The organism is Sphingomonas xinjiangensis, from assembly GCF_014199255.1.
GTDB classification, from domain to species: domain Bacteria; phylum Pseudomonadota; class Alphaproteobacteria; order Sphingomonadales; family Sphingomonadaceae; genus Sphingomonas; species Sphingomonas xinjiangensis.
In genome coordinates this window covers 181,119-207,548 of record NZ_JACIJF010000003.1, presented here as the reverse complement: position 1 = coordinate 207,548, position 26,430 = coordinate 181,119, and the positions used below count along the sequence as shown (strand labels likewise).

29 protein-coding genes are annotated in these 26,430 nt (G+C 65.6%); 19 read left to right on the top strand and 10 right to left on the bottom strand.

Annotation, left to right across the window (positions count from 1 at the left end; genetic code table 11):
- Positions 1-8 precede the first annotated feature (8 nt).
- From FHT02_RS06740 to FHT02_RS06720, 5 genes are read left to right on the top strand one after another with little or no spacing between them, the layout of a single operon-like run.
- On the top strand, positions 9-965 hold the full coding sequence (locus FHT02_RS06740) for a polysaccharide deacetylase family protein (protein WP_184085820.1): 957 nt from the start codon (positions 9-11) through the stop codon (positions 963-965).
- Between the two features lie 5 nt (positions 966-970).
- Positions 971-1,909, top strand: coding sequence for a GNAT family N-acetyltransferase (locus tag FHT02_RS06735; RefSeq protein ID WP_184086273.1), 939 nt, complete (start codon positions 971-973; stop codon positions 1,907-1,909).
- Positions 1,910-1,918: 9 nt separating this feature from the next.
- Positions 1,919-2,650 (top strand): DNA repair protein RecO, encoded by a 732-nt coding sequence (gene recO, locus FHT02_RS06730; RefSeq protein ID WP_184085818.1) that lies wholly within the window; start codon positions 1,919-1,921, stop codon positions 2,648-2,650.
- A gap of 46 nt (positions 2,651-2,696) precedes the next feature.
- Positions 2,697-3,749, top strand: coding sequence for a 3-isopropylmalate dehydrogenase (leuB, locus tag FHT02_RS06725; protein ID WP_184085816.1), 1,053 nt, complete (start codon positions 2,697-2,699; stop codon positions 3,747-3,749).
- Entirely contained in the window at positions 3,746-4,849 is a 1,104-nt protein-coding gene (locus FHT02_RS06720) for a glycosyltransferase (RefSeq protein WP_184085814.1), read from the top strand. The genes leuB and FHT02_RS06720 overlap by 4 nt, the downstream gene beginning before the upstream one ends.
- 3 nt (positions 4,850-4,852) lie before the next feature.
- Here the strand turns inward: FHT02_RS06720 and FHT02_RS06715 are convergent, their stop codons facing one another.
- Positions 4,853-6,151: a phospholipid carrier-dependent glycosyltransferase gene (locus FHT02_RS06715; protein ID WP_184085812.1), complete on the bottom strand. Its 1,299-nt coding sequence runs from the start codon at positions 6,149-6,151 to the stop codon at positions 4,853-4,855.
- Positions 6,152-6,233: 82 nt separating this feature from the next.
- Between FHT02_RS06715 and FHT02_RS06710 the strand changes: the two genes are divergently transcribed.
- The 3 genes from FHT02_RS06710 to FHT02_RS06700 are packed head-to-tail and all read left to right on the top strand — an operon-like array spanning position 6,234 to position 8,628.
- Positions 6,234-7,442 carry a trans-sulfuration enzyme family protein gene (locus FHT02_RS06710; protein WP_184085810.1) on the top strand — a complete coding sequence of 403 codons (1,209 nt, stop codon included), beginning with the start codon at positions 6,234-6,236 and terminating at the stop codon, positions 7,440-7,442.
- Positions 7,442-7,840 carry a Co2+/Mg2+ efflux protein ApaG gene (gene apaG / locus FHT02_RS06705; protein WP_184086271.1) on the top strand — a complete coding sequence of 133 codons (399 nt, stop codon included), beginning with the start codon at positions 7,442-7,444 and terminating at the stop codon, positions 7,838-7,840. The genes FHT02_RS06710 and apaG overlap by 1 nt, the downstream gene beginning before the upstream one ends.
- Positions 7,837-8,628: a LysR family transcriptional regulator gene (locus FHT02_RS06700; RefSeq protein WP_184085808.1), complete on the top strand. Its 792-nt coding sequence runs from the start codon at positions 7,837-7,839 to the stop codon at positions 8,626-8,628. The genes apaG and FHT02_RS06700 overlap by 4 nt, the downstream gene beginning before the upstream one ends.
- Positions 8,629-8,936: 308 nt before the next feature.
- Here the strand turns inward: FHT02_RS06700 and FHT02_RS06695 are convergent, their stop codons facing one another.
- Together FHT02_RS06695 and parE are read right to left on the bottom strand one after the other, a co-directional pair.
- Entirely contained in the window at positions 8,937-9,917 is a 981-nt protein-coding gene (locus FHT02_RS06695; protein ID WP_184085806.1) for a hypothetical protein, read from the bottom strand.
- A 64-nt stretch (positions 9,918-9,981) separates the two neighbouring features.
- Positions 9,982-11,961, bottom strand: a complete 1,980-nt coding sequence (gene parE, locus FHT02_RS06690; RefSeq protein WP_184085805.1) for a DNA topoisomerase IV subunit B — start codon at positions 11,959-11,961, stop codon at positions 9,982-9,984.
- 220 nt (positions 11,962-12,181) lie between these two features.
- Between parE and FHT02_RS06685 the strand changes: the two genes are divergently transcribed.
- Positions 12,182-13,009: an outer membrane protein gene (locus FHT02_RS06685; protein ID WP_184085803.1), complete on the top strand. Its 828-nt coding sequence runs from the start codon at positions 12,182-12,184 to the stop codon at positions 13,007-13,009.
- 67 nt (positions 13,010-13,076) lie between these two features.
- Here FHT02_RS06685 and FHT02_RS06680 read toward each other — a convergent pair whose 3' ends face one another.
- A complete protein-coding gene (locus FHT02_RS06680; protein ID WP_184085801.1) occupies positions 13,077-13,799 on the bottom strand; it encodes a GcrA family cell cycle regulator in 723 nt (240 codons plus the stop codon).
- A gap of 64 nt (positions 13,800-13,863) precedes the next feature.
- Between FHT02_RS06680 and FHT02_RS06675 the strand changes: the two genes are divergently transcribed.
- From FHT02_RS06675 to queE, 7 genes are all read left to right on the top strand, one after another.
- On the top strand, positions 13,864-14,706 hold the full coding sequence (locus FHT02_RS06675) for an ABC transporter permease (protein WP_184085799.1): 843 nt from the start codon (positions 13,864-13,866) through the stop codon (positions 14,704-14,706).
- A gap of 153 nt (positions 14,707-14,859) precedes the next feature.
- A complete protein-coding gene (locus FHT02_RS06670; RefSeq protein WP_184085797.1) occupies positions 14,860-16,056 on the top strand; it encodes an aspartate aminotransferase family protein in 1,197 nt (398 codons plus the stop codon).
- 150 nt (positions 16,057-16,206) lie between these two features.
- Positions 16,207-17,124, top strand: coding sequence for an ornithine carbamoyltransferase (argF, locus tag FHT02_RS06665; protein WP_184085795.1), 918 nt, complete (start codon positions 16,207-16,209; stop codon positions 17,122-17,124).
- Positions 17,125-17,242: 118 nt separating this feature from the next.
- Complete coding sequence (gene hslO / locus FHT02_RS06660; protein ID WP_184085793.1) at positions 17,243-18,163, top strand: Hsp33 family molecular chaperone HslO; 921 nt, start codon at positions 17,243-17,245, stop codon at positions 18,161-18,163.
- Positions 18,164-18,226: 63 nt separating this feature from the next.
- Positions 18,227-18,631: a hypothetical protein gene (locus FHT02_RS06655; RefSeq protein ID WP_184085791.1), complete on the top strand. Its 405-nt coding sequence runs from the start codon at positions 18,227-18,229 to the stop codon at positions 18,629-18,631.
- Positions 18,632-18,683: 52 nt separating this feature from the next.
- A complete protein-coding gene (queC, locus tag FHT02_RS06650; RefSeq protein ID WP_184085789.1) occupies positions 18,684-19,367 on the top strand; it encodes a 7-cyano-7-deazaguanine synthase QueC in 684 nt (227 codons plus the stop codon).
- Between the two features lie 10 nt (positions 19,368-19,377).
- Positions 19,378-20,010: a 7-carboxy-7-deazaguanine synthase gene (gene queE / locus FHT02_RS06645; protein WP_184085787.1), complete on the top strand. Its 633-nt coding sequence runs from the start codon at positions 19,378-19,380 to the stop codon at positions 20,008-20,010.
- Between the two features lie 183 nt (positions 20,011-20,193).
- On the opposite strand, the gene FHT02_RS06640 is transcribed toward queE, so the two are convergent.
- From FHT02_RS06640 to lipB, 3 genes are all read right to left on the bottom strand, one after another.
- Positions 20,194-20,880 (bottom strand): hypothetical protein, encoded by a 687-nt coding sequence (locus tag FHT02_RS06640; RefSeq protein WP_184085785.1) that lies wholly within the window; start codon positions 20,878-20,880, stop codon positions 20,194-20,196.
- A 172-nt stretch (positions 20,881-21,052) separates the two neighbouring features.
- Positions 21,053-21,328, bottom strand: coding sequence for a hypothetical protein (locus FHT02_RS06635; protein ID WP_184085783.1), 276 nt, complete (start codon positions 21,326-21,328; stop codon positions 21,053-21,055).
- 110 nt (positions 21,329-21,438) lie between these two features.
- Positions 21,439-22,077: a lipoyl(octanoyl) transferase LipB gene (gene lipB / locus FHT02_RS06630; RefSeq protein WP_184085781.1), complete on the bottom strand. Its 639-nt coding sequence runs from the start codon at positions 22,075-22,077 to the stop codon at positions 21,439-21,441.
- Between the two features lie 104 nt (positions 22,078-22,181).
- Between lipB and FHT02_RS06625 the strand changes: the two genes are divergently transcribed.
- Together FHT02_RS06625 and FHT02_RS06620 are read left to right on the top strand one after the other, a co-directional pair.
- The gene (locus FHT02_RS06625) at positions 22,182-23,012 is read left to right on the top strand and encodes a hypothetical protein (protein ID WP_184085779.1); all 831 of its coding nucleotides are present in this window, start codon (positions 22,182-22,184) and stop codon (positions 23,010-23,012) included.
- Positions 23,009-23,740, top strand: a complete 732-nt coding sequence (locus FHT02_RS06620; protein ID WP_184085777.1) for a hypothetical protein — start codon at positions 23,009-23,011, stop codon at positions 23,738-23,740. Before FHT02_RS06625 ends, FHT02_RS06620 begins: the two co-directional genes overlap by 4 nt.
- On the opposite strand, the gene FHT02_RS06615 is transcribed toward FHT02_RS06620, so the two are convergent.
- From FHT02_RS06615 to FHT02_RS06605, 3 genes are read right to left on the bottom strand one after another with little or no spacing between them, the layout of a single operon-like run.
- Positions 23,704-24,303 (bottom strand): GNAT family N-acetyltransferase, encoded by a 600-nt coding sequence (locus FHT02_RS06615; RefSeq protein ID WP_184085775.1) that lies wholly within the window; start codon positions 24,301-24,303, stop codon positions 23,704-23,706. The two genes, FHT02_RS06620 and FHT02_RS06615, sit on opposite strands and share 37 nt — an antisense overlap.
- Entirely contained in the window at positions 24,294-25,136 is an 843-nt protein-coding gene (gene hemF, locus FHT02_RS06610; protein WP_184085773.1) for an oxygen-dependent coproporphyrinogen oxidase, read from the bottom strand. Before hemF ends, FHT02_RS06615 begins: the two co-directional genes overlap by 10 nt.
- A complete protein-coding gene (locus FHT02_RS06605; protein WP_184085771.1) occupies positions 25,133-25,582 on the bottom strand; it encodes a tRNA (cytidine(34)-2'-O)-methyltransferase in 450 nt (149 codons plus the stop codon). The genes hemF and FHT02_RS06605 overlap by 4 nt, the downstream gene beginning before the upstream one ends.
- 262 nt (positions 25,583-25,844) lie before the next feature.
- On the opposite strand from FHT02_RS06605, the gene petA reads away from it, so the two are divergent.
- On the top strand, positions 25,845-26,429 hold the full coding sequence (gene petA / locus FHT02_RS06600; RefSeq protein WP_184085769.1) for a ubiquinol-cytochrome c reductase iron-sulfur subunit: 585 nt from the start codon (positions 25,845-25,847) through the stop codon (positions 26,427-26,429).
- Position 26,430: the final 1 nt, after the last annotated feature.

Sequence of the window (26,430 nt, the reverse complement as noted above, 5' to 3'; positions counted from 1 at the left end):
CTCAGCCCATGCCGACCCGCGTCTTCATCACGATCGACACCGAACTGATGTGGCGCCATCATGTCGCCGGGCACGACATCGCCACTATTGCCGAGCGTTCGCTGGAGCCGGCAGGCGTGGGGGTCGGGTGGCAGCTGGCGCAATTGAACCGCCATGGTTTGAAGGCGTGCTTCTTCGTCGATCCGATGCCGGCGTTGGTCTATGGCCTCGATCCCGTGAAGCGCGTGGTCGAGCGCATCCTGCACGCCGGCCAGGAAGTGCAACTGCACCTGCACCCAAACTGGACCGGCGCCCGCGCCGGTGACAAGGGCGCGAGCTATGGCCTGTTCGAGCTGATAGACTATGGGCTGGATGGCCAGCGCGCGTTGATCGACCAGGCCGCCGAGTTGCTGACGCAGGCAGGCGCCGGGGCGCTCACCGCGTTCCGGTCTGGCTCCTATTCTGCCAATGACGATACGCTCCGCGCGCTTGCCGCGCTCGGCTTCCGCTACGATTCCAGCCACAATGGCTCGGAGCATCCCTGGCCCAGCGCAATCGGCCTGCCCACGCGCCAGATCGCCCCGATCGAGCGGAACGGCATCATCGAAGTGCCGGTGACGTGTATCGAGGATCGCCCGGGGCACCTTCGCCACTTCCAGATCTGCGCGCTGTCCGCTGCCGAGATGCGTGCCGCGCTTGTCCACGCGGCCAGGGAACGGCACGTCGCAGTGACGATCGTCGGACATGGCTTCGAGCTTGCCAACCGGGCCGGCACGCGCCCAAACGCAGTGCATGTCCGCCGGTTCGAATCATTGTGCCGCATGCTGGCGGAGCGGCGAGGAACTTTGGTGACGACACATTTCCGCGACGGCCCGGCGCTGCCGCTCGACGCGCAGGATCAGCTTCTGGGCCCCAGCCTTCTTCGTACTCGGCTGCGCCAGGCTGAGCAGCTCTGGTCCAACTGGGTCGAAGAGCGCGCGGCGTGAACGCGATGAGCGAAGTGCGCGCCGATCCCTCCCGTGCACGCAAAACCCAGCTGAAATTCGAGATCGGCGCCCGCACGCTGATAACGGTGGATCGCACGTTGGTGCGCGTGCCGCTGAGCCTGGCGGACGCCCGCACCGCACGGTTACCCGCGCTGCCGCCGCTGGACCGCGAGGCGCATGGCTATGCCGTGACTTCGCTGCCCGAGGGACTGGTCGGTCCGCTGCTCAAGGCGTCGGGGGACATGCTGCCGTTCGTGCGTCAGCGCTACACCCGCTATTATCTCGATCTCACCCTCAGCTTCGAGCGATGGTTCGCCAGCCTGTCGTCCAACACCCGCCAGAGCCTGCGCCGTAAGGCCAAGAAAGTGGCGACAGCCTCGGGCGGAGAACTCGACATCCGCGCCTTTTCCGGACCCTCGGAAATGGAAGCGTTCTACGATGCCGCGCGCTGCATCTCACTGCGCACCTATCAGGAGCGGCTGCTCGGCTCCGGTCTGCCCGACAATCCCGATTTCGTGCGCAGCATGCATGCCTCGGCAGCGGTTGGCCGCGTGCGGGCCTGGCTGCTCTATATCGCCGGCGAGCCTGCGGCCTATCTGTATTGCCCGATCGTCGGTGACACGGTCATCTACGCCTATGTCGGGCACGATCCGGCGTTCAACGAGTTGTCGCCCGGCGCGGTGCTCCAGCTTCAGGCGGTGCACGACCTGTTCGACGAGGGCGCGTTCGCCACGTTCGACTTCACCGAAGGCGAGGGGCAGCACAAGCGCCAGTTCGCCACCGGCGGCATCTCCTGCGTCGACCTGCTGCTGCTGCGCCCGTCTTTCGCCAACCGCATGACCATGACAGCGTTGGCCGGTTTCGACCGCAGCGTCGCCGCCGCCAAGCGCCTGGTGCAGGCCGCGGGCTTGGGCAATCTCGCCAAAAGAGTGCGGCGCGGGTAGCACCGCAGCATGCACCTGCGCGCCGAAGCCATTCTCCTGAGCGTGCGCGGGCATGGCGAGCATGGCGCGGTCGCCCGCGCGCTGACCGAGCAGGACGGACTTCAGCCCGGCTATGTCCGCGGGGGGCGTTCACGGGCGCTGCGGCCGGTGCTTCAGCCTGCCAACCTGATCCTGGGGGAATGGCGTTCCCGCACCGAGGAGCAACTGGCGGGCCTGACGGTGGAGCTTATCCACAGCCGTGCGCCGCTGTTCGGCGAGCCGCTGCCGGCGATCGCGCTGCAATGGGCCACGGCGCTTACCGCATCGACGCTGCCCGAGGCGCAGCCTTATCCGCGCCTCTACGCCGCACTCGACGGGGTGCTCGCGGCGATCGAGGCGGCGCCGGCGGCGCGGGGATGGGCGACGGCGATGGTGCGCTATGAGCTGTTGCTGCTCGCCGAGCTTGGCTTCGGGCTCGACCTGGAACGCTGCGCCGCGACCGGCTCCATGCAGGATCTCGGCTATGTCAGCCCCAAGTCCGGCATTGCCGTCAGCCGGGCGGGTGCCAGCGGCTATGAGGACCGGTTGCTCCGCTTGCCGGAGTTCCTGACGGAGGGCGGGGCGGCGGAATGGAGCGACATTCTCGACGGCCTGCGCCTTACCGGACATTTCCTGGAGCGCGACCTGCTGATCGGGCGTGGCGCCGACCTGCTCTCCACTCGGGTGCGGCTGGTCGACCGGCTCAAGCGGGCGGTTGCGTAAGCGCGGCCCGGTCGGCAAAGCGGGCAAGTTTCGAAAAGGAGCACGGATGCCGCTGATTGCTGTTCTGCCCGGTGATGGTATCGGGCCCGAAGTTACCACCCAAGCGCGCCGCGTGCTCGAAGCGCTCGATCTGGGGCTCTCGTTCGAAGAAGCGCCCGTTGGCGGTGCCGCCTATCTCCAGTCCGGCCGCCCGCTCCCGCCCGAAACGGTAGCGCTCGCCAAGCGTGCCGATGCGGTGCTGTTTGGCGCGATTGGCGATCCCCGCTTCGAAGCGCTGGAACGCCGGCTGCGTCCGGAAGCGGCACTGCTCGGCATCCGCCGCGAACTCGGCCTGTTCGCCAATATCCGTCCGGCTAAGCTGTTCCCGGGCCTTGAAGACGCGTCGCCGCTCAAGGCCGAAGTGGTCGCCGGGCTTGACCTGGTCATCGTCCGCGAACTCACCGGCGACGTGTATTTCGGTGAAAAGGGCCGCCGCACCAACCAGGAAGGCCTGCGCCAGGGCTATGACTGGATGGGCTATGACGAGGGCGAAGTGGAGCGGATCGCGCGGATCGGGTTCGAGACCGCCCGCAAGCGCCGGCGCAAGCTGTGCTCGGTCGACAAAGCCAATGTGCTGGAAACCTCGCAGCTGTGGCGTGACGTCGTCAACGAGCTGAGCACCGAATATCCCGACGTCCACCTGACCCACATGTATGTCGACAATGCCGCGATGCAGTTGGTCCGCCGCCCGGCCGAGTTCGACGTGATCGTGACGGGCAACCTGTTCGGCGACATCCTGTCGGACCAGGCGAGCATGTGCGCGGGCTCGATCGGCATGCTGCCCTCCGCTTCGCTCAGCGGCGGAAGCGGGGCCAACGGCATGTACGAGCCGATCCATGGCAGCGCACCCGACATCGCCGGGCAGGGCAAGGCCAATCCGTGCGCGGCGATCCTGTCCGCGGCGATGCTGCTGCGCCACTCGCTGGAGAACGAAGCTTCGGCCCAGCGGATCGAGGCGGCGGTGGCGCAGGCGCTGGTCGGCGGCGCGCGTACGCCCGATCTGGGCGGCACGCATACCACCCAGCAGATGGGCGACGCCGTGGTTCAGGCGCTGCGGTGACATTGGCGCTGCTCGAACTTGCGGTCATCATCCCGACCTTCAACGAACGGGCGAATGTCCCGACGCTGATCGCCAAGCTCGACCAGGCACTTCAAGGGCGCAATTGGGAAGCGATCTTCGTCGACGATGACAGCCCCGACGGTACGGCTGATGCGGCGCGCGAACTGGCGCGAGTCGATCCCCGGGTTCGCGTGATCCAGCGCATTGGCCGGCGCGGGCTGTCCTCGGCGTGCATCGAAGGAATGTGCGCCACCGCCGCGCCGGTGGTGGCGGTGATCGACGGCGACCTTCAGCATGACGAACAGTTGCTCCCGCGCATGCTGGAAGCGCTCGCCGCCGATGCTTCGCTCGATGTGGTCGTCGGCTCGCGGTTCGTCGAAGGCGGGGGCACCGGCGAATGGGACCGTGACCGTGTGGCTAAATCCGCCTTCGCTACCAGGCTGTCGCGCCGGGTACTCAAGGCCGAGCTCAGCGATCCGATGAGCGGCTTCTTCATGATCCGGGCCGAGATCGTGCGCAGCCTCGTGCCGACGCTTTCCGCTATCGGCTTCAAGATCCTTCTCGACATCATGACGGCATCGCCGCGGCCGTTGAAATTCGTCGAGCTTCCCTATGTCTTCCGCACCCGCACCCAGGGCGAGAGCAAACTCGATCACGTTGTGGCGATGGAATATCTCATCGCTCTGTATGACCGGATGTTCGGCAAGGTGGTGCCGGTCCGCTTCGCCATGTTTTCGGCGATCGGAGCGTTGGGAGCAGGCGTCCACCTTGTGGTGCTGGAGCTGCTGTTCCGATGGGCCGCTGCCCCGTTCGTCACCGCAACGATCGCCGCCGTGCTGGTGGCGATGACGTTCAACTTCTTCCTCAACAATGCGCTTACCTATCGCGAGCAGCGGCTGAAGGGGGCGCGCGAGTTGCTGGGTGGCTGGGTCAGCTTTTGTGTGGTTTGCGCAGTCGGCGCAGTAGCGAATGTCGGCGTGGCCGCCTTCCTCCACAACGTGCAGCATGGCGACTGGCGGCTCTCGGCGCTGGCCGGGATCGTGGTCGCGGCGGTGTGGAACTTCGTGCTGTCCTCTCGCTTCACCTGGGGGCGGTATTAGGGTTCACCGCCAGTTGGGAAACCACATCCAGTGCTGGAACCCCTGCGCATCCTTCAGCGGAGACGCGGCAAGAATCGGGTAGAAATAAGCGAATCCCACCACGGCGGCGGCGAGGAACCATTCCTCCCAGCCACGTCCGCGGCCACGATCGAAGTGCAGGAATGCCACCGGGATCGCGACGCACAGGAAGATGCCCGACAGGTGGTAATAATAATAGAAACCCAGTGACTTGGGGATAAGGGCATAGATCGTGAGTGATGCGCTCCATAACAGCGCCACCCCCAGCGCCGTGCTGGAGCGCTCGCGAACGCCGGCCCAGAAGCACGCCAGCACTGCCGCAAGCCCGCCCCACATCACCACTGGATTGCCGATCAGCAGCACGCCGCGTTGCGCGCCGCGGTCCCACTCATAGAAATACCAGATCGGCCGCAGCATCAACGGCCAACTCCACCAGTCGGACTGGTAGTTATGTGACGGCAGCACCTGCGTCTGTAGTGCGTACATCTGTCGTTGCAGCGGGATCAGCCCGCTCAAGGTAAGCGGTTCCACCGTATAGAAAAAGGCGGGCAGGAAGGTCAGGAAGTAGATCCCGACGCTCACCAGACCCAGCACCAGCAAGCCGGGAAGAGTTGCGATTCCCGGCCAGTGCGGCTGGTCGTTGCCTGCCAAGACCCAGGCGAGCGAGCGCCGAGCCTGCCGCGCGTCGAGGATGCGGATTGTGACGAACGCCACTCCGATCAACGCGATGTAGGGCACCGCCGACCATTTCACTCCGGTCGCGAGGCCAAGCAGTACCGCTGCGGCAATCCATCGCGCCCACGCCTGCCGTGGCGTGCCGCGCATCGCCCAGAGCAGCAGCACCAGTGCCCAGAGCAGGAACGTGCCGAGGAATATGTCCAGCATGCCTGTGCGCGCCTGGACGAACAGCGTTTGATTGACCGCCGCCAGTACGGCGCCGACCAGCGCCGCCCGCATCGACACGGTCAGCAGCCAAAGCATCGCGAACACCGCCAGCACCGAAGCGGTGCCGGCGACGCTCGGGAGCGAACGCCAGCCAAATGGATTGTCACCGAAGACCGCAATGCCGGCGGCGATCAACTCCTTGCCGACCAGCGGGTGCTCGATGTTGCGGGGACCGGATAACTCAAGCAGCGCCTGCGCGGCGGGCACATAATGCACCTCGTCGAACATGATCCGGCTCGGCTGGTCGAGATGCACCGTGAACAGCAGCTGCGCGGCGATGCCGACCAGCAGAGCGACGAGAAACGGACGGCTCCTGAGGGCCTTGAGGCGGTCCAGCATGCGGCGGCACTAAACGATCATTTCACCGCCGTCATGCCGGACTTGGTTGACGTACCCGCGCGGCACCCGGCAAAGCAGCAACATGAAGCGCCGTACCGGACAAGACCCGAGCATCACCCGCAACTGGAAGCCCGCGACTCAGGCGGTCCGCGGCGGCACTGCCCGTAGCGAATTCGGCGAAACCAGCGAAGCGCTGTTCCTCACCTCAGGCTATGCCTATGACTGTGCCGCCGACGCTGCGGCGCGTTTCGCCGGCGAGCAGCAGGGCATGACCTATTCCCGGCTTCAGAACCCGACGGTCGAGATGCTCGAACAGCGCATCGCCTTGCTCGAAGGGGCCGAGGCGTGCCGTTCGATGGCAACGGGCATGGCGGCGATGACGGCCGCACTGCTGTGCCAGCTCGAACAGGGCGATCACATCGTCGCCGGTCGCGCGGCGTTCGGCTCTTGCCGCTGGCTGACCGACACGCTGCTGCCCAAGTTCGGCATTCAGGCTACCATCGTCGATGCGCGTGATCCGCAGCAGTTCCAGGACGCGGTTCAGGACAATACCAAGCTGTTTTTCTTCGAAACCCCTGCCAATCCCACGATGGACGTGGTCGACCTTGAAGCGGTGTGCGGCATTGCCCGCGCGCGCGGCATCAAGACGGTAGTCGACAACGCCTTCGCCACGCCGGCGCTGCAGCGGCCGATGGAATGGGGTGCCGACATCGTCGCCTATTCGGCGACCAAGATGATGGACGGGCAGGGCCGCGTGCTCGCTGGTGCGGTCGCGGGAACCGAGGACTTTATCACGAACACGCTGCTCCCCTTCCATCGCAACACCGGTCCTACGCTAAGCGCGTTCAACGCATGGGTGGTGCTCAAAGGGCTGGAAACGCTCGACCTGCGCATCCGCCGACAGAGCGAGAATGCGCTCAAGGTCGGCGCCTTCCTGGAAGGGCGCGTGCCGAAGGTGAATTTTCCTGCCTTGCCCAGTCATCCCCAGCATGCGCTGTTCATGCGCCAGATGGCCGCGGCAGGCCCGATCTTCTCGTTCGAGGTCGATGGTGGCCGCGGTCAGGCGCACGGCCTGCTCGACGCGCTGGAACTGATCGACATCTCAAACAATATCGGGGACTCGCGGTCGCTGATGACGCATCCGTCCTCGACGACCCATTCGGGCGTAAGCGAAGAGAAGCGGCTCGAAATGGGGGTTACCGAAAACCTGCTGCGCCTGAATGTTGGGCTGGAGGATGCGGACGACCTGGTCGCCGATCTCGATCAAGCACTGCGACACGTCGGGTTATGATGAAGGCACTGTTCACGGAGGAGGCGGAAACCCGCGGCATCGTGGTGCGGGTTTCGGCTTCGTATCTGGCGGAACAGTCGGAGCCCGCACAAGGGCGGTGGTTCTGGGCGTATCACATCCGTATCGAGAACGAGGGCATGACGCCGGTCCAGCTGCTCACGCGACACTGGATCATCACGGATGGGCGTGGCATCCGCCACACCGTCGAGGGCGAGGGCGTTGTCGGCGAACAGCCGGTGATCGATCCGGGCGCCAGCTTCGACTATGTCTCTGGATGCCCGCTCTCTACGCCGACGGGCAACATGCAGGGCAATTACCACATGATCGCCGCCGATGGGGCCGCGTTCGATGTCGCCATTCCCAGATTCGCGTTGATCGCACCGGCGGTGGCGGGATGAAGCGCACGCATCTTCCTCTCAACGGTCTCCGCGTGCTGGACGCGGCGGCGCGCCATCTGTCCTTCACTCGCGCGGCCGACGAACTGGCGGTCACGCCGGCGGCCGTTGGCCAGCAGATTCGCGCGCTGGAGGATACGCTGGGGGTCGTGCTGTTCCGCCGCACGACCAAGGGGCTGGAACTGACGCCGGAGGCCGAGGCCGGACTGGTGGCGCTGCGCGCCGGGTTTCTTCAGTTCGAGGAATCGGTGCGCGCGATGCAGGCGGGGCAGTCCTCCAAGTCGCTGACCATCGCCGCGCCGCGCGACCTGACCGCCAAATGGCTGATGCCCAAACTGTCCGAGGTCGCTCGGCGGGATCCGGATCTGCGCTTCATGCTGGTGCCTGCCGATGAAGCGCTGGACTTCACCGAGGCCAATCTGGACCTGGCGATCCGTTGGGGTGAAGGGCCGGGCGAGCATGAGGGAGAGGCGATCGAGAGCGACGGCATGGTGACGGTGCAGCGCCCCGGGGGGGGCATCGACACTGCCATCGCATGGGCCGGCTGCCTGGCCGAGGACGAGTCGTCACTGGTGCGGGTCGCCGATGCGGGCTTGGCGATCGAGGCGGCATTGCAGGGACTGGGCAGGGCGACGGTGCCCGAACTGCTGGCGCGCGCCGATATTGCCGCGGGGCGGCTGGAGACGATCGGCGAGCCGAAGGCGGCGCGGTTCGGCTTCTGGTTCGTGGCGCCGCTGCCGCAATGGCGGCAGAAGAAGGTTCGGTCCCTGGTCGAGGCGCTGGCAAGCTAGGCAACTATCTGGTCGACGCGGAAAATGCTGCGGCAAAGCGTGGCTGGTATAGGCTAAGTACCTCAAAGGAATAGTAAAATGGCGTTCAGGGCACTGGCCAGCTCTCGTCGGGCGGGCGTGCGATGATCGGGCTTAGCTGGTTGCCGGATCCACCGTCATGTCGAGCGAGGTGATCCGGCCATGATAGTTGCGGCCGGATATACGGCTACCGGTTTTTTGTTCTAAATCATGGATATAGGAGAAGCGCTCCACGCGCCGCGGACCCTCTGATCCGGGCGGCAGCGCAAGCTGCACATAGCGCCGCTTTGCTATCGAAGCCGCCACCAGCCTGGGCCAGGCGCGCGAGATGTTGCCGGAGTTGCGCAGTATCTGCACGTCCCGCACCGCGCCTCTGCTGTGATCCTGAACTGGATGTCTATCCATTCGGGAGCGCCATTGTCGGTGGAGGTCAGCGGCGCGTCACCGAAAGGAAGGGTGGCCTGATCCTCCAAGATAGCCGGCGCATAGACCAGAAGTGGCTTGTCGGGTGAACGCGGCGGAATAGCGGCGATGGCCTGATCGAGTGCGGCAGGATCTTTGTCCAGCGAGGCGAGGCGGACACGCACCAATTTTGCGGCCTCCCTGAACTCCGCTAGCTCCGGCTCAGGGCTGTTCTCGATCCTGGCAAGTTTCTGTCGCGCCGTATGCTGATAGGCTGGGTCAACGCTGGCGATGATCCCGTGCACGAGCGCGTCGCGCAACATCGCGTAGCCGGCGACCTGCAACCGTCCGGCTTTCCGGGCCTGGCGTTCCACCTTACGATAGACGCTCTCGGCGGCTTTCACCCTACCCGCGTTCGCGAACTCATCGCCGACCAGAAGGCGCTGCATCAATACGCGTGAGTCGCCGTGATCCAGGCCGGCTTTCAACGCCTCCAAAGACTCAATCTGCGATAATCTTCCTGGACCCACACGCCCGTCGAGATTGGTGAGGCGCCCCCGAGCGCGCAGAAGATCCGACACTTGGGTCGGGAACATGGCTGCATATTGCCTGTTGCGCCCACGAGCTTTGTCGAGCGTTCTGCGCCCACCCGCATAGTCTCCGGCGACAAGCTGATTTTCCGCATGGGCAAGCGAGGCGTCGATGTCCTCCTTTGGCGGGCATTTCCTGGCAATGCATTCAGCGAGCCGCGCTGCAGTGTCCTTGAGCGGCGTACCCGTTATTACGACGGTTTGCGTTTCGCTGGTTATATCCTGCGCGAGAGCAGGTGCGGCTAGGCTTGTTGACAGCAGTAACAGCAGCGCGCGCATCGGAGATCTCCGATCTACTTCATAGCTAAAAGATCAGAAGTTTCTCGAGTCTGCAAGCCGAAGATCAGGCGTCAATGACTTCCTCGTCCAGCCGCGCGGCGTTTTCTTGAATGAAGGCGAAGCGGTGGGCCGGATTGTTGCCCATCAGGCGGTCGACCAGGTCCCTTACGCCTGCGCGCTCCTCATATTCCTGCGGCAGGGTGACGCGCAGCAGGCCGCGCGTCTTGGGGTCCATGGTGGTTTCCTTGAGCTGGCTTGGGTTCATCTCACCCAGGCCCTTGAAGCGGCTGACTTCGACCTTCTTGCCCTTGAACGCGGTCTTTTCGATCTGGATGCGGTGGGCGTCGTCGCGGGCGTAGAGCGACTTGGAGCCGACGGTCAGGCGATAAAGCGGCGGCTGTGCCAGATAGAGGTGCCCCCGCCGCACCAGATCGGGCATTTCCTGAAAGAAGAAGGTCATCAGCAGTGTGGCGATGTGGGCGCCGTCGACGTCGGCGTCGGTCATGATGATGACCCGCTCGTAGCGAAGCTGGCTGGTGTCGCAGTCTTTCCGGGTGCCGCAGCCGAGTGCCAAGGTAAGGTCGGCGATCTCCTGATTGGCGCCGATCTTGGCGCTGGTCGCACTCGCCACGTTGAGGATCTTGCCGCGGATCGGGAGGATTGCCTGGGTCTTGCGGTCGCGCGCCTGCTTGGCGCTGCCGCCGGCCGAATCACCCTCGACGATGAACATCTCGGTGCCCTGTGGGCTGTCGATCGCGCAGTCGGTGAGCTTGCCGGGCAGGCGGAGCTTGCGGCCCGAGGTCGCGGTCTTGCGCTTGACCTCGCGCTCCTGCTTGCGGCGAAGACGGTCGTCCATCCGCTCAAGCACATAAGCGAGCAACGCCTTGCCGCGCTCCATCTTGTCGGTGAGGAAATGGTCGAAATGGTCGCGCACCGCCTTTTCGACGAGTGCAGTGGCGTCGGGTGAGGTCAGCCGGTCCTTGGTCTGCGACTGGAATTGCGGTTCGCGGATGAACAGCGAGAGCATCAGTTCGGAGCCGACCATCACGTCGTCGGCGGTGATGTCCTTGGCCTTTTTCTGGCCGACCAGGTCGCCGAAGCCGCGCATGCTGCGCACCAGTGCCTGGCGCAGGCCCTGTTCATGGGTGCCGCCATCGGGGGTGGGGATGGTGTTGCAATACCAGCTATAGCTGCCGTCGCTCCACAGCGGCCAGGCGACCGCCCATTCGACGCGGCCCTGGCCGTCGGGAAAATCCTGCTGGCCTGAGAAGAATTCGGACGACGCGCATTCGCGGCTGCCGATCTGCTCCTTGAGATGATCCGCCAAGCCGCCGGGGAATTGGAACACGGCCTCCGCCGGCGTATCATCGGTGATCAGCGACGGGTCGCAGCGCCAGCGGATCTCGACTCCGGCGAACAGATAGGCCTTGGAGCGCGCGAGCTTGTAGAGGCGCGCGGGCTTGAAGATCATGTCCGGCCCGAAGATCTCGGCGTCGGGGCTGAAGGCGACGCTGGTGCCGCGGCGATTCGGGGTGCCGCCGAGATGCTCGAGCGGGCCGAGCGTCTGGCCGCGGCTGAAGCGCTGACGATAGAGTTGGCGGTCGCGCGCGACTTCGATGACGGTGTCGGTGGAGAGCGCGTTGACCACGCTGATGCCGACGCCGTGGAGGCCGCCCGAGGTCGCGTATGCCTTGCCGCTGAACTTGCCGCCCGAATGGAGCATCGACAGGATGACTTCGAGTGCCGACTTGTCGGGAAATTTGGGGTGCGGATCGATCGGCATGCCGCGGCCATTGTCGACGATGGTCAGGCGGTTGCCGACTTCCAGCTGGATTTCGATGCGGTTGGCATGGCCGGCGACGGCTTCGTCCATCGCATTGTCGAGCACTTCGGCGGCGAGATGGTGAAGCGCGCGCTCGTCGGTGCCGCCGATATACATGCCCGGACGGCGCCGGACGGGCTCCAGGCCTTCGAGTACTTCGATGGAGGAGGCGTCGTAGGTGCCCGAGGGCACGCCGGGTGCGGCAAACAGGTCTTCGGCCATGGAACAACCATAGTACACCGGAAGCCGGGGCGCAAAGTGTTGGCGGCGCGTCAGCCTCCTTCGCGAAGCGGAGGAGGGCGCTCCGTCCTTGGCGCGCGTCGAGCGCCGCTGCCGCGACCGAGTCGGCGCTGCTGAGGTATTACATTATGTGTCCAACGGAGACGCCAGAAAACCGGCGCGTTGCGCCTTCCTGATCCATGTAATTTCAGGACTTTCGTTCATGCGCAGCTTTATCCCCCTGTTTCTCGGCGCCTCCACACTCGTGCTGGCTGGCCCGGCTTTCGCGCAGGAGCGTGACTGGACCGGCCCCTATGTCGGGATCAGCGCCGGACTGGACCTTCAGGGCAGTGACCGGGATGCGCCGATCGCGTTCGACACCAACCGGGACGGCTCGTTCGGGGACACGGTGCGCACGAGGCCTGGCCTGGATGCGTTCGGTCCTGGATTTTGCGGTGGCCGCGCGGTGAGCGCCACGTCAACCGGCTGCAAGCAGGACAGCGACCGGCTCGGCTATGCCGGGCATGTCGGCTATGACGTGCAGCTTGGCAACATCGTAATCGGCGCGGTGGGCGAGTTCGGCAAGTCGAACATCTCCGATGCGGCCAGCGCGTACAGCGTCACGCCCGCGCGCTATGCCTTCACGCGCCAAATGGATTGGAACGCGGCGGGCCGCCTGCGTGCCGGCTATGCGACGGGCAACACGCTGCCGTACATCACGGGCGGTGCGGCACTGGTTCGCGTGAACCGCGGCTTCGAGACCAGCAACGCGGCCAACAGCTTCACGCTGGACGATGCCAAGCGCAATGCCTGGGGCTATACCGCAGGCGGCGGCGTCGAGCAGCGCGTGGCGGACAATTTCTCGATCGGCGTGCTCTACACCTACACCAACGTCAAAGACGAGAGCCCGACGGTAGCGGTCGGCCCCGGCAGCGCGCCGCTGACCACCAATCCGTTCCTGCTGGTCAACCCCGCCGGCACCGACATGCGCCGCACCGACAACCGGTTCGACTGGCACAGCGCGCGCGTGACGGCGAGCCTGCGCTTCTGATCGCGCGCAAGTAAAAGGGGCCGCCGGCTACGCGCCGACGGCCCCTTTTTTCGTGCTGCCTCCGTTCTTAGCGGCGGGCGGCGCCGCCAAAGGGAAGCGGCGGTGCCGGACGGCGGTCGCGTCGGGGCAGTTGAGCCTGATAGGCGTGGCCGCAATGCGCGACGCAATAGGGGAAGCCTGGATTCACCTTGTCGCCGCAGAAGTGAAAATCGGGCTCGCCGGGATGGCCAAGCGGCCATTTGCAGATGCGGTCGTTCAGGTCGAGCAGGCTGGTCTTGCCGGCGATCGCCTCGCTGGGCTTTGCCGGTACCAGGCGGCGCGGAGGGGCGGGGGTGCTGGGCGGCGCCTGATCGCCGGGATTCTGGCGGACGAAGCCGCCCGGGCCGACCGAGCGAAGCACCGGGCCGTCGCTTGCCGGGCGCGGTCCGAGCGCCGGGGCAGGCGCGGCGGCCACGGGCGCGTCCTGCGGGGCGGGTTCCGCCTCAACGACGGGCGCGGGCGCTGGCGCAGGCTTGGGCGCGGGCGGCGGCGCTGGCGGTGCGGCTTCCTCTGGCACGGGTGCCGGCTCGGGCGTCGCGGCGGCGGCGGCGGTGAGCGCGACAAGCGCGGCTGCGGCCTTGGCCTCGTTCTGCTTCACCGGGCTGGGGCGCGATTGCAGCCCCAGGCGATGCGCCTTGCCGATCACCGCGTTGCGGCTGACGCCGCCCAGCTCTTCGGCGATCTGGGTAGCGGTGAGACCCTTGTCCCACATCTTCTTCAGCGTATCGATACGCTCGTCGGTCCAGCTCATCGTCTTCCTTACTCGTGAGTCGGCAGCTTGCAGGCGGCGGCGGCAGCAGTTACGCGAACGCGCCATGACCAGCCAGCCCCCAAGCGGCCAAACGCTTCCCGAGCCGGGTGTCCCGGTTATCCGAAACATCAACTGGGGAGGCTTGCGTACTCTCTATGTGAAGGAGGTGCGCCGTTTCTTCAAGGTGCAGCTCCAGACGATCTGGGCGCCGGCGGTGACCACGCTGATGTTTTTGGTGATCTTCACCGTCGCCTTGGGCGGCGGCGGGCGGATGGTATCGCTGCAGGGGCACGAGATCCACTTCGCCGATTTCATCGCCCCCGGGCTGATCGTGATGGGGATGCTCAACAACGCGTTCGCCAATGCCAGCTTCTCGCTGCTGGTCGGCAAGATCCAGGGCAATATCGTCGATTATTTGATGCCGCCGCTGTCGACCTCCGAAGTGCTGGCGGCGCTGGTCGGCGGCGCGGTGACGCGGGCGTTCTGCGTGGGCGGCGCGGTGTGGCTGGCAATGGCGCTGTGGCCCGGCGTCCATGTCGCCCCGGCGCATCTGTGGGCGATCCTGTGGTTCGGGCTGCTGGGATCGGTGTTCCTGGCGCTGATGGGGGTGCTGACGTCGATCTGGGCGGAGAAGTTCGACCATGCCGCGGCGGTGACCAATTTCGTGGTGTCGCCGCTGACCCTGCTGTCGGGCACCTTCTATTCGGTCGACCGGCTGGCGCCGACCTTCGAGGCGATCAGCCATGCCAACCCGTTTTTCTACATCATCTCGGGCTTCCGCTACGGATTTCTGGGCGTGGCGGATTCGCCGGTGGTGCTGGGCACGGCGGTGATCCTGGGGCTGGACGTTTTGCTGGCGGTGCTGTGCTACACGCTGATCCGTAAGGGCTGGAAGCTCAAGAGCTGAGCGTGCCCTGATCCTCCCCCTGGCGGGGAGGATTGATGGTTGTTGACGCGCCCGGCTTCCCCCTCGTAAACACTCGTTCCGGGCGGTCCGGTTGGCCGCCCTTTTGCGTTTCTGGAGCTTTCCCCCAGCCTTTCCTGCAAGGAGTGCCGTACCATGCCGATTACCCCGCTCATGCCCGTTTACCCGCGGTGCGGTGTGCGGCCGGTGCGAGGCGAGGGCGTGTACCTCTATGGCGAGCGAGGGGAGCAGTATCTCGACTTCGCCGCCGGCATCGCGGTCAACGCGCTGGGCCATGGCCATCCGCATCTGGTGAAGGCGATCGCCGATCAGGCCGCGACGCTGATGCATGTGTCGAACCTGTATGGCTCACCCCAGGGCGAGGCGCTGGCGCAGCGGATCATCGATGTCAGCTTCGCCGACACGGTGTTTTTCACCAATTCGGGCGTCGAGGCGATCGAATGCGCGATCAAGACGGCGCGGCGCTATCACTATGCCAATGGCAACCCGCAGCGGACCAAGCTGATCACCTTCAAGAACGCCTTCCATGGCCGTTCTCTCGGGGCGATCTCGGCGACCGATCAGGCCAAGATGCGCGACGGGTTCGAGCCGCTGCTGCCCGGCTTCGACTATGTCCGCTTCAACGACCTGGAAGGGGCGCTGGCGGCGATCGACGACGAGACCGCGGGCTTCCTGGTGGAGACGGTGCAGGGCGAGGGCGGAATGACCGCTGGTACGCCCGAGTTCATCACCGGGCTGCGCAAGGCATGCGATGAGCAGGGCCTGCTGCTGATTTTGGACGAGATCCAGTGCGGTTATGGCCGGACCGGCAAGATGTGGGCGTATGAGCATTACGGCATCGAGCCCGACATCATGACCGTGGCCAAGGGCATCGGCGCGGGCTTTCCGCTCGGCGCCTGCCTGGCGACCGAGGAAGCCGCCAAGGGCATGGTGATCGGCACCCACGGCTCGACCTATGGCGGCAATCCGCTTGCGATGGCGGCGGGGCAGGCGGTGCTCGACGTGATGCTCGAGCCCGACTTCCTGCCGAACGTCGAGCGGATGGGTGAGCGGCTGCGCCAGGCTTTCGAGCAACTGATCCCGAACCATGATCACTTGTTCGAGGAGATCCGCGGGCGCGGATTGATGCTGGGCATCAAGATGAAGGAGCCGGCGGTGTCGCGCGACTTCGTAGCGCATCTGCGCGACAATCACGGACTGCTGACCGTGGCGGCGGGCGAGAATGTGTTCCGCATGCTGCCGCCGCTGGTGATCGACGAAAGCCACATCGCGGAGTGCGTTGAACGGCTCAGCGAAGGTGCGCGGACCTTTGCGGGGCCGAGCGATGATTGAATGCAATGGCCTTCCCGAGCTGTGCTCGGGGAGGGGGACCATGCGCAGCATGGTGGAGGGGGCTCTTCGCGAGCTGGTGGCTTGGGGCGCTCCCCCTCCACCATTCGCTGCGCGAATGCTCCCCCTCCCCGTGCCGGGGAGGATCTTTTGATGCGGCACTTTCTGGACCTGAGCGACGCCGGGGGTGACGGCGTCGCGGCGATGCTGGCGGATGCGTTGCAGCGCAAGGAGGCGCGCGCGGGCTTCCCCAAGGGCAAGGCCGACGCCGACGCGCCGCTGGCCGGGCACGTGTTGGCGATGATCTTCGAGAAGAACTCGACGCGCACGCGCGTGTCGTTCGACATGGCAATCCGGCAGCTGGGCGGCACGTCGATCGTGATGGACGCCGGATCGATGCAGATCGGGCGCGGCGAGAGCATCGCGGACACCGCGCGGGTGCTGTCGGGCTATGTCGACGCGATCATGATCCGTACCGACGATCACCAGAAGCTGGTCGACATGGCGAAGTATGCCAGCGTGCCGGTGATCAACGGGCTGACCGATGCGTCGCATCCGTGCCAGATCATGGCCGACCTGCTGACGATCATCGAGAGCGGCAAGCCGCTGCCCGGGCTCAAGGTCGCGTGGCTGGGCGATGGCAACAACGTGCTCGCTTCGATCATGGAAGCCGGCGGGCTGATGCAGTTCGACGTTGTCGCCGCGTGCCCGCAGGGATTCCAGCCGAGCGATGCCGATGTTGCGCGGGGCAGGGGTCGTGCCCGGGTGGTGGGCAGCGCCCGCGAGGCAGTGGAAGGGGCGGACATCATCGTCACCGACACCTGGATCTCGATGGGCCAGGATCATGCCGAGACCAAGCTCAAGGCGATGATGCCGTTCCAGGTGGACGAAGCGCTGATGGCGCAGGCCAAGCCCGACGCCAGGTTCCTCCACTGCCTGCCCGCGCATCGCGGTGAGGAAGTGGTCGACGCAGTGATCGACGGACCGCAGTCGCTGATCTGGAGCGAGGCGGAGAACCGGCTGCATGCGCAGAAGTCGGTGCTGCGCTGGGTGTTCGGCCAGATCGGCTGAGGCTCGGCTGAGTTGAAGTCGGGCGTGCGCGCCCTATCTTTGCTCAGACCCCAACATATCCGTTCGACTGGACCGCGCATGGCCGTGCCATGTGGGCCGCGGACGGCGGAGACGTTCGATGACTACCGCACCCGTCCATGACACCGACCGCGTGATCGGCTTCACCCTGCCCGACAGCCATGCGCGCGGGCGCATGGTGCGGCTGGGATCGGCGCTGGAGCAGATCCTCTCGGCGCACAATTACCCCGCGCCGATCGAGGCGATCCTGACCGAGGCGGTGACGCTGGCGGCGCTGCTCGGCTCGACGCTGAAGAACGGCGAGGGGCAGCTGACCATCCAGGCGCAGACGCAGCGCGGCGTGATCAAGCTGCTGGTATGCGACTACAAGAATGGCGCGCTGCGCGGCTATGTGCAGTACAATGCCGAGCGGCTGAGCCGCCTGGGCAAGAAGCCTTCGATGAAGTCGCTGTTCAACGAAGGCTATCTGGCGGTGACCTTCGACCAGACGACCAGCGGCGAGCGGTACCAGGGCATCGTGCCGCTGGACGGCGACAGCCTGGCGGAAGCGGCGCAGAGCTACTTCTTCCAGTCCGAGCAGATCCCCAGCCTCATTCGATTGCAGCACCGCCGCGGGGCGGACGGCAAGCTGGTGGCGGGTGGACTGTTCCTCCAGCATCTGCCGGAGGGCGAGGTCGGCCGCGAGCGGCTGCATGTGCGCCTGGATCACCCGGAATGGAGCGGCGTGGAGGCGCTGGCGAGCACCATGGGCAACGACGAGCTGGGCGACGCGTCGATCCCGCTCGAGAATTTGGTGTGGCGCCTGTTCAACGAGGAGCGAGAGGTGCGCGTGCTGAGCGGCGTCGACCTGACGCGCGGATGCCGGTGCAGCGCCGACTATTATCGCGGCGTGCTCACCAAGTTCCCGGCGGAGGACCGTGCCGAGATGGCGGACGAGCAGGGCATGATCAGCGTCGACTGTGCGTTTTGCTCCAAGGTCTTCCCCTTGGCGCTGGACGAATTCGCCACGCCGACATTGTAAAATGTACCGAGCGGTACTATTTGCCCGACCGGTGCCGATCCTGGCGCCGGTCGGGATTTGGTGATGATGATTCGGCGTAGGTGGTTGGCGGCGGCTGCTGGTGTGCTGGTCATCGCGGCCGGCAGTGGCGGTGCGGTTGCACGGCAGTCGGCCCTTGGCTCGCTGGGCGGTGTCGAGCGCGGTCAATGGCAGCTGCGGGATGGCGAGGGTGCCGTGCGCAAGATTTGCCTGCGCAATCCCTCAGCGCTGCTCCAGCTGCGCCATTGGGGCGCGCAGTGCCAGCATGTCGTGCTCGAGAATGACGGCACTTCCGCGACGATCCGCTATAGCTGCGCCGGGCGCGGCCATGGCCGCACCAGCATCACCGTGGAGACCGCACACAGCGTTGTTATCGACACGTCGGGCATCGTCGATGGCGCGCCGTTCGCCGAGCAATATGAGGCACGGCGCGTCGGCGCGTGCCAATAAGGGCCGCGTGGCCCATGTTTTCCTGACGCCCGAAAGCGGCTAGCGGACCTCCATGACTGACAGTGTTGCAATTGTACTGGTTTCCGGTGGGCTTGATTCGATGGTGTCCGCCGCGCGGGCGCGCGAGGACGGCCACCGCGTGTTTGCGCTCTCCTTCGACTATGGGCAGCGCCACCAAGTGGAGCTGGAAGCGGCCAAGCGCGTCGCCAAGATGGTCGGCGCCGAGCGCCACGTCGTGATCCCGCTCGATCTGCGTGCGTTCGGCGGATCGGCGCTGACCGACGATATCGAGGTGCCGAAGGACGGGGTCGGCGACACCATCCCGGTCACCTATGTGCCAGCGCGCAACACGATCTTCCTGAGCCTGGCGCTCGGTTGGGCCGAGGCGGCGGGTGCGCGCGACATCTATATCGGCGTCAACGCACTCGATTATTCGGGTTATCCCGATTGCCGGCCCGAGTTCATCGCCGCGTTCGAGCATCTTGCCGAGCTCGCCACCAAGGCCGGGGTCGAGGGCAAGCCCTTCCGCATCCAGGCGCCGCTTCAGAACATGAGGAAGGCCGATATCGCCCGCGAAGCCGAGCGGCTGGGGCTCGACGCCGGGCAGAGCTGGTCCTGCTACGATCCGACGCCGGAGGGACTGCATTGCGGGCTGTGCGACAGCTGTCGGCTGCGGTCCAAGGGGTATCAGGAAGCGGGACTCCCCGATCCGACCGCCTACGCGACGGCTCCATAAGGTTTTTGGCATGAGCTACGCGGTCAAGGAAATGTTCCTCACGCTCCAGGGTGAGGGCGTGAATGCCGGCGCGCGGGCGGTGTTCGTGCGCTTTGCCGGGTGCAATCTGTGGTCGGGGCGCGAACAGGACCGGGCCACTGCCGTATGCCGATTTTGCGACACGGATTTCGTCGGCGTGGATGGGCTGGGCGGGGGCAAGTTTGCCGATGCCGAAGCGCTGGTCGATGCGGTTCTGGGGCATTGGGGCCCGGGACGGGCCGGGCGCTTCGTGGTGCTGACCGGCGGCGAGCCGATGCTTCAGGTCGACGGTGCGCTGGTCGAGGCGCTGCATGCGCGTGGTTTCCGCATCGCGATCGAAAGCAACGGAACGATTGCCGCGCATCCCGACATCGACTGGGTGTGCGTCAGCCCCAAGGCGGGCAGTACCGTCGTGCAGCAATCGGGCGATGAACTGAAGCTGGTGTGGCCGCAGGCGGGCATCGATCCCGAGGCGATGGAAGGATGGGGCTTTGCTCACTTCCTGGTTCAGCCGATGGATGATCCGCAGGCGGCGCAGAATCAGGACGCCGCGATCGCATTGGCCATGGCGCGCCCCCGTTGGCGGTTGTCGTTGCAGACCCACAAGCTGTTGGGGCTGCGCTGAAGGGAAGGCTAGAGGCCTCTCTCAGAAGCGCGGCGGGCTAGAGAAGGAATGGCGGGATTCCGGGGACTCTTGTCTTTGTCACCCCAGCCTCAAGCCGGGGGCCCGCTGCCTTTGACCGGCAGAAGAAGAAAAAGCGAGATCCCGGCTCAAGGCCGGGATGACGCAAGAGTCCGAGGCGCGCGGTTAGCGGCTGGCGACGTTGACCGGGCCGCACCGCTTGGTCTGGTAGCTACCCTTCTTCCAGCATTTGGCGTTGCCGAACACCGGGAGCGGGCCATGGACGGGGTAGCGGAAGGACACCCCGCCACCCACCAGCGGGTCACCCCATGCGGTCAGGCTGGCCCGTAGTTCGCGCATGCGATCGTGGGCGAGGTCGCCGAAAGCACCGCGCTTGGTGAACAGCGCCTCATGGCCGATTGCGGCAGCGGTCTGGCAGAACGAAAGCTGGCCTGACACCGCAGAGAAGCTGGAATAGACGCGCGTGCCGAAACGGTCGAGTTCTGTTTGTCCGGCTTTGGCGCTCTTTGCCGTTTTAACAAAATATTTCTCAAGCGTTCCATAGGAAGTACGCAGTTCTTCTGCGTGATCCTTGATAAGCGCATTGTAGTTGGGAAGCGTGAGAAGCGTAGGCTCGAACTGGCACTGCAACGCCGCGACGTTCAACGCCGCACGCAGATTCCACACCAGTGCTGCGCGCAACTCGGTGGGGCTGGCGTCGGCCAGCGTCGAGGCGACGATGCCCGGCTCCGCACCGGTCACACGGCCAGTGGGAAGCGTGGGTGCCTTGAGATAGAATTGCGCCGAGGCGGGTGCCGCAGCGAACAGACCGGCAGCGCCGGCGACAATGATTGCGATACGCGGAACGAGCATTGCGCCCTCTTTAACCTTATGCCTTCACACGGTTACGGGCTTTCGAGTCCGCGCCCAAGCCTTTTTTGCAGCCCCTGGAAATTACCGGAGTTCGGCGGGCCGCAGCCATGGAAAAGGGCCGCCCGGTCGCCCGGACGGCCCTTGTTCATTTCAACACGCTTGCGCGGGTTGATTACATTGCGTTGCCGGTGGTGCCGGTCATGTCGCCCGACATGTTGCCGGTCATGTCGCCCGACATGTTGGTGTCGGTCATCATGCCGTTGTCCATCGGAGCGGCGGTGTCGATGTTGGTGACCATCGTGTCGGTGGCGCCGACGTTCTCGGTCGGAACGACTTCGGTGGTGTTGGTCACGTTGGTGGTCGAGTCGTTGCTGGTGCACGCCGAGGCCAGGAGGGCCGCACCGGCGATCATCGAACCCGCAACGATCTTGGAAATGACTGCACGCATGTAAAAGCTCCCTAGATGATGGATTTGGACGACGCAGGCGCCGCTAATACCCAAACCGAACTGTACATTAGACGGTTCGGGGCACGCTCTCAAGACACGATTTTTCGTCCTCAAGGATTAAGAAGCTCCAAAAAGGGCATAAATGTGGCTGAGAGCGCTTGATCAAACGCTTCCGGCGCGATGTTCTTGCCCAGCGCCGCGGCGCTGGTGACTGGAAATTCGGCAATGCCGCATGGCACAATGCCTGTGAAGTCGCTCAATGTCGGCGACAGGTTGACGGCGAAGCCGTGCAGCGTGACCCATTGCCGGATGCGTACGCCGATCGCGCCAATCTTGGCCTCCGCGCCGCCATCCAGAGTCCAGATGCCGATCCGTCCCGGCGCGCGGAACGCCTCGATCCCCAGCTCGCCCAGGGCAGCGATCACCCAGCCTTCCAGCGCGTGCACATAATTGCGCACGTCGCGCCGCCGATCGCGCAGATCGAGGACCACGTAGCCGATGCGCTGCCCCGGGCCGTGATAGGTGTAGCGCCCGCCGCGCCCGGTGCGGTGCACCGGAAAGCGTGCGTCGAGTAGTTCGGTGGGATCCGCGCTGGTGCCGGCAGTGTAGACCGGCGGATGTTCCAGCAGCCAGACGAGTTCGGCGGCGGTGCGCGCCGTCACGCCCGCGGCCCGGGCCTCCATCTGTGCGAGCGCTTCACCATAGTCGACCCGGCCGGGTTCGACGCGCCATTCTATCGGGGATGCCATGGGTGGCGATTGCGCTCCCGCGCACGGTTTCGCAAGCATTGGCAACGCTCCGGGCGCCAGCTAACACGCCGCTTGCGCGACTGGGGATTGAACACATGGTCAAAATGGGCACCGTCTGGGATCGGACTGCCGAGTTTGTCGGCGACAATGTCGCGGCCATTCTTCCGGTGGCGTTGATGGCTTTCTTTGTGCCCGCTTCGGTCGAAGGCAGCCTGGCGGCGATCCCGCCGCGCGAGGGCACGATGCTGCCCATGCTGCTTGCGCTGTTGCAACTGGTCTTTGCGCTTCTGTCGTTCTGGGGCACGCTGGCCATCACGGCAATGGGACTGGACCTGGTGTCGGACCGCAGCGCGGGCAGGGTGGCGCTGAGCCGCTTGCCGGTCACTTTGTTGGTCACGCTGTTGCTGGTGGTGGCCATCCTGGTCCTGGCCAGTCCGGTACCAGTCGTGCTCGCGGTGAGCGGCTATGATCTGGTGGCAATGTCGCGGGGCGGATCGTTCGATGTCGGCCCCGGCATCGCGGCGTTCGCGGCGCTCTATCTGCTGCTGCTGACGGGCGCGGTGCTGTGGTGCAGTGCGCGGCTGGCGATCCTGACCCCGACGATCGTCCGGGAGCGGCGTGGGATGACTTCGATCGCCCGCAGCTGGCAGCTGACACGCGGGCATGCCTTGCGCATTCTGGGCGTGCTCATCCTGTATGCGGTGGTGAGCTGGGTGGCGCAGCTTGCCGCGAAAACGGTGTTCGGCAGCATCTTCGAACTGGTTGCCGGCGGCGGCGAAGGGGAGGGGCTGACGCTGGCGGATATTCTCACGTCGATCGTCGTCGCGGCGGTGCAGTCCGGCTTCCTGGTGTTGTTCGCCGCCTTCACGGCCAAGCTGTACCTAGCGCTGGCCTCGCAGTCGGAATTGCGCAGAGATCCGGCGGCCTTCGCATGACCTGGAGCTTCAGCGGCGTCCTTGCCGATGTACGTGCGATATGGCGGGGGGAGCGCGATCTGCTGGTTCGCGTCGCCTCGGTGTTCTTTTTCCTGCCGACGCTTGCCGCGCGGCTGTTCCTGCCGATGCCGAACCTGGAAGGCGCGACGCGCGAGGACCTGCCGCGCGTGTTGAGCGAATGGCTGGCCGGGCAGGGCGGGTGGATCGCGCTGCAACTGGTGGTGCTAACCTTTGGAAGCGGGCTGATCCTGGTGCTGCTGCTTGATCGGGCACGGCCGACCCTGGGGCAGGCCATGATACGCACGCTCAAGCTGCTGCCCTTGTTGCTGATCGCCTGGACCTGCGTGCTGTTCGCGATGGCATTGGGATCGATGCTGTTGTTCGTGGTCGCGCTGTATCTGGGCGGGCGCGGGTTTCTGAGCGCCGCGGCGGTGGTGATGCGGCCCGAGCGCGGGCCCTTTGCCGCGGTGGTCGACAGCGTCCGGCTGACCGCACGGCGCGGTTGGATGGTAGCGGCGCTGGCGGCGATGGTGTTCGTGGCGAGTTACCTTGCCGCCCTGATCTTCGGCATCTTCGCGGAAGCGATCGTGCAGGGCGGCGGATCGCCGATGCTCCAGGCGCCGCTGGAGATCCTGACCGCCGCCGCCTCCGCCGCGGGGTCGCTGGCGATGGTGCTGCTTCAGGCCGCGATCTATCGCGCGGCGACGGTGCCCAGCAGCGGAATGTGAGGCGCGGCATCGGCGGCCAGGATGCCGGCGAGCCGCGGATCGGCAAATGTCTCCACCGTGCGGCGCACCGGCACGAAGCCGTGATGACGATAGAAGCCGAGCGCGCGGGGATGATCGAGCGTGCAGGTGTGGACACGCACGCGCTCGACGCCGTTGCGCCAGGCGAGTTGCAGCGCCTGCGCCATCAGCCAGCCGCCATGCCCCTGGCCGACCATCTCCGGCACCAGCGCCAGATAGGAAAGTTCGCATCCCGCCTCCATGCGGAAGTCGAGTTCCAGCATGCCGAGTTCTATGCCGGCGCGGTGAGTCGCGGCGTAGATCTCGACTCGCGCGTCATCCAGAATGCCGCGCAGTGCCTCGTCGGGCAGCACCAGGCGGGAGAACCACAGCCAGGGTTCGCCGACGCGGCGAAAGAGCGTGCGGTATTTGTCGTTCGTCGGGGATCGCCAGCGCGCCAGGCGCAGCGGCGAAGGCGGCAGCGGGCGGGGCCTGGGCTTTTCGCGCATCTCCAACGACGTGACCACCGTGGCGATCTGGCCGTCGGCGACCGGGATCAGCCCCATGTCGCGACGGGCGGCAGGCTCATCAGGATCGCGTCGATATTGCCCCCGGTCTTCAGCCCGAACAGCGTACCACGATCATAGATCAGGTTGAACTCGGCATAGCGGCCGCGCCATTCGAGCTGGCGCGCCTTGTCTGCGTCGGTGAAGGGCGTGTGCATCCGGCGCCGCACCAGCTGGGGAAAGATGTCCAGGAACGCGCGGCCGACATCTTGCGTGAAGGCGAAATCGGCTTCCCAGTCGTTTTCGAGATGGTCGTAGAAGATCCCGCCGACGCCGCGGTGCACCTTGCGATGAGGAATGTAGAAATAGGTGTCGGCCCATTCCTTGAAGCGGGGATAATGCGCGGGATCATGGCCGTCGCAGGCTTGCTTCAGCCGCGCATGAAACGCCTCGCTATCCTCAGAGTAGGGGATGGGCGGGTTGAGGTCAGCGCCGCCGCCGAACCAGCGCTTGGTGGTGGTCAGGAAGCGCGTGTTCATGTGCACCGCGGGCACGTGCGGGTTGGCCATGTGCGCGACCAGGCTGATGCCGGTGGCGAAGAAGCTGGGATCCTCGGCGGCGCCGTGGATGCTCTTGGCGAACTCGCCTTCAAAGGCGCCGCCGACGGTGGAGACGTTGACGCCCACCTTTTCGAACACGCGCCCCTTCATGACGCCGCGCACGCCGCCGCCGCCCGGCGTGCCATGCGCGTCGAGGCGGTCCCAGGGGGTGTATTCGAATCGGGCATCGGAGCTCATTTCGGCTTCGATCGCCTCGAACGCGGTGCAGATCGAGTCGCGCAGGCTCTCGAACCAGGTGCGGGCACGCTGTTGCTGGTCGTCGAGTTCGATCATGCGGCAAATCCTTGTGTCTGGCGAAGCGCCTCGGCAAGCCCGATGCCAGCCGCCACCGCCAGGTTCAACGACCGCGTGCCCGGCTGAAGCGGGATGCGCACTGCCAGATCGGCGCGAGCATGGACGAATGGGGGCGCACCCGCGCTTTCCGATCCGAACAGCAGCGTGTCGCCAGATTCGAAGCGGGCCTGGGGCAGCGTGACGCCGCCGCGGGTGGTAAACAGCACCACGCGGCCGAGGACCGTAGCGGCAAAAGCGTCCCAGTCGGCATGGCGGCGGACCTCGACCTGGTCGGCATAGTCCATCGCCGCGCGCTTGCGGCTGCGGTCGCTCCACGGAAAGCCCAATGGCTCGATCAAGTCCACGGCCGCGCCGAAGCACGCGCCGACCCGCAGGATGGTGCCGACATTGCCGGCGATTTCGGGTTGGAACAGGGCGATGCGCATTTTCGGGCGACTAGCGCGGCGAAATTACCGCGTCACCCCCGGGCGGCTTCGCGCTTTTAATCGCGCGCTCAAAGCTTTGTCGCGCCGCAACAAGGACAAGCCGACTGGGCGCCAAGGCAAAAACCCTGTTGGCAAAGTTACACAGGGCCGTCTATCACCCCTGCCTGCCGCCGGGGGCACCGGGGGTTTTGGACGTTTGTTCGTCCGTGTCCCGTTTCCGCGCGTCCGTCGCGGGGTTGTTTCGAAGTGCAAGGGCTGATGCATGGCGACGCTTGAAGACGGTGTTTCACCCAACCAGACGGTGGTTCCTCCGGGCGATGTGATCGAAGACGCGCGCCGCCGCGATTATCTCAAGATCGCTGCGGTCTCCGTTGCGGGCGTCGGCGCGGGCGTGGCGGTGCTGCCGCTGATCAATTCGATGAACCCGTCCGCCGACGTGCTGGCGCTGTCCACCACCGAGCTGGACCTCTCGGCCATCGAGCCGGGGATGGCGATCAAGGCAAGCTTCCGCAAGCAGCCGCTGTTCGTGCGCAACTTGACCCCGGCGGAAATCGCCGAGGCGGACAAGGTTCCGGTGTCGAGCCTGCGCGACCCGCAGACGCTGGAAGACCGGACCAAGGAAGGCAAGACGAACTGGCTGATCACGCTGGGCGTGTGCACCCATCTCGGCTGCGTGCCGCTGGGCGCGGGCGAAGGCGAGAATCGCGGACCGTTCGGGGGCTATTTCTGCCCGTGCCATGGCTCAGCCTATGACACCGCAGGCCGCATCCGCCAGGGGCCGGCGCCGACAAACCTCCAGGTTCCGGATTATGCATTCACGTCCGACACTGTCGTCGTGGTCGGTTGAG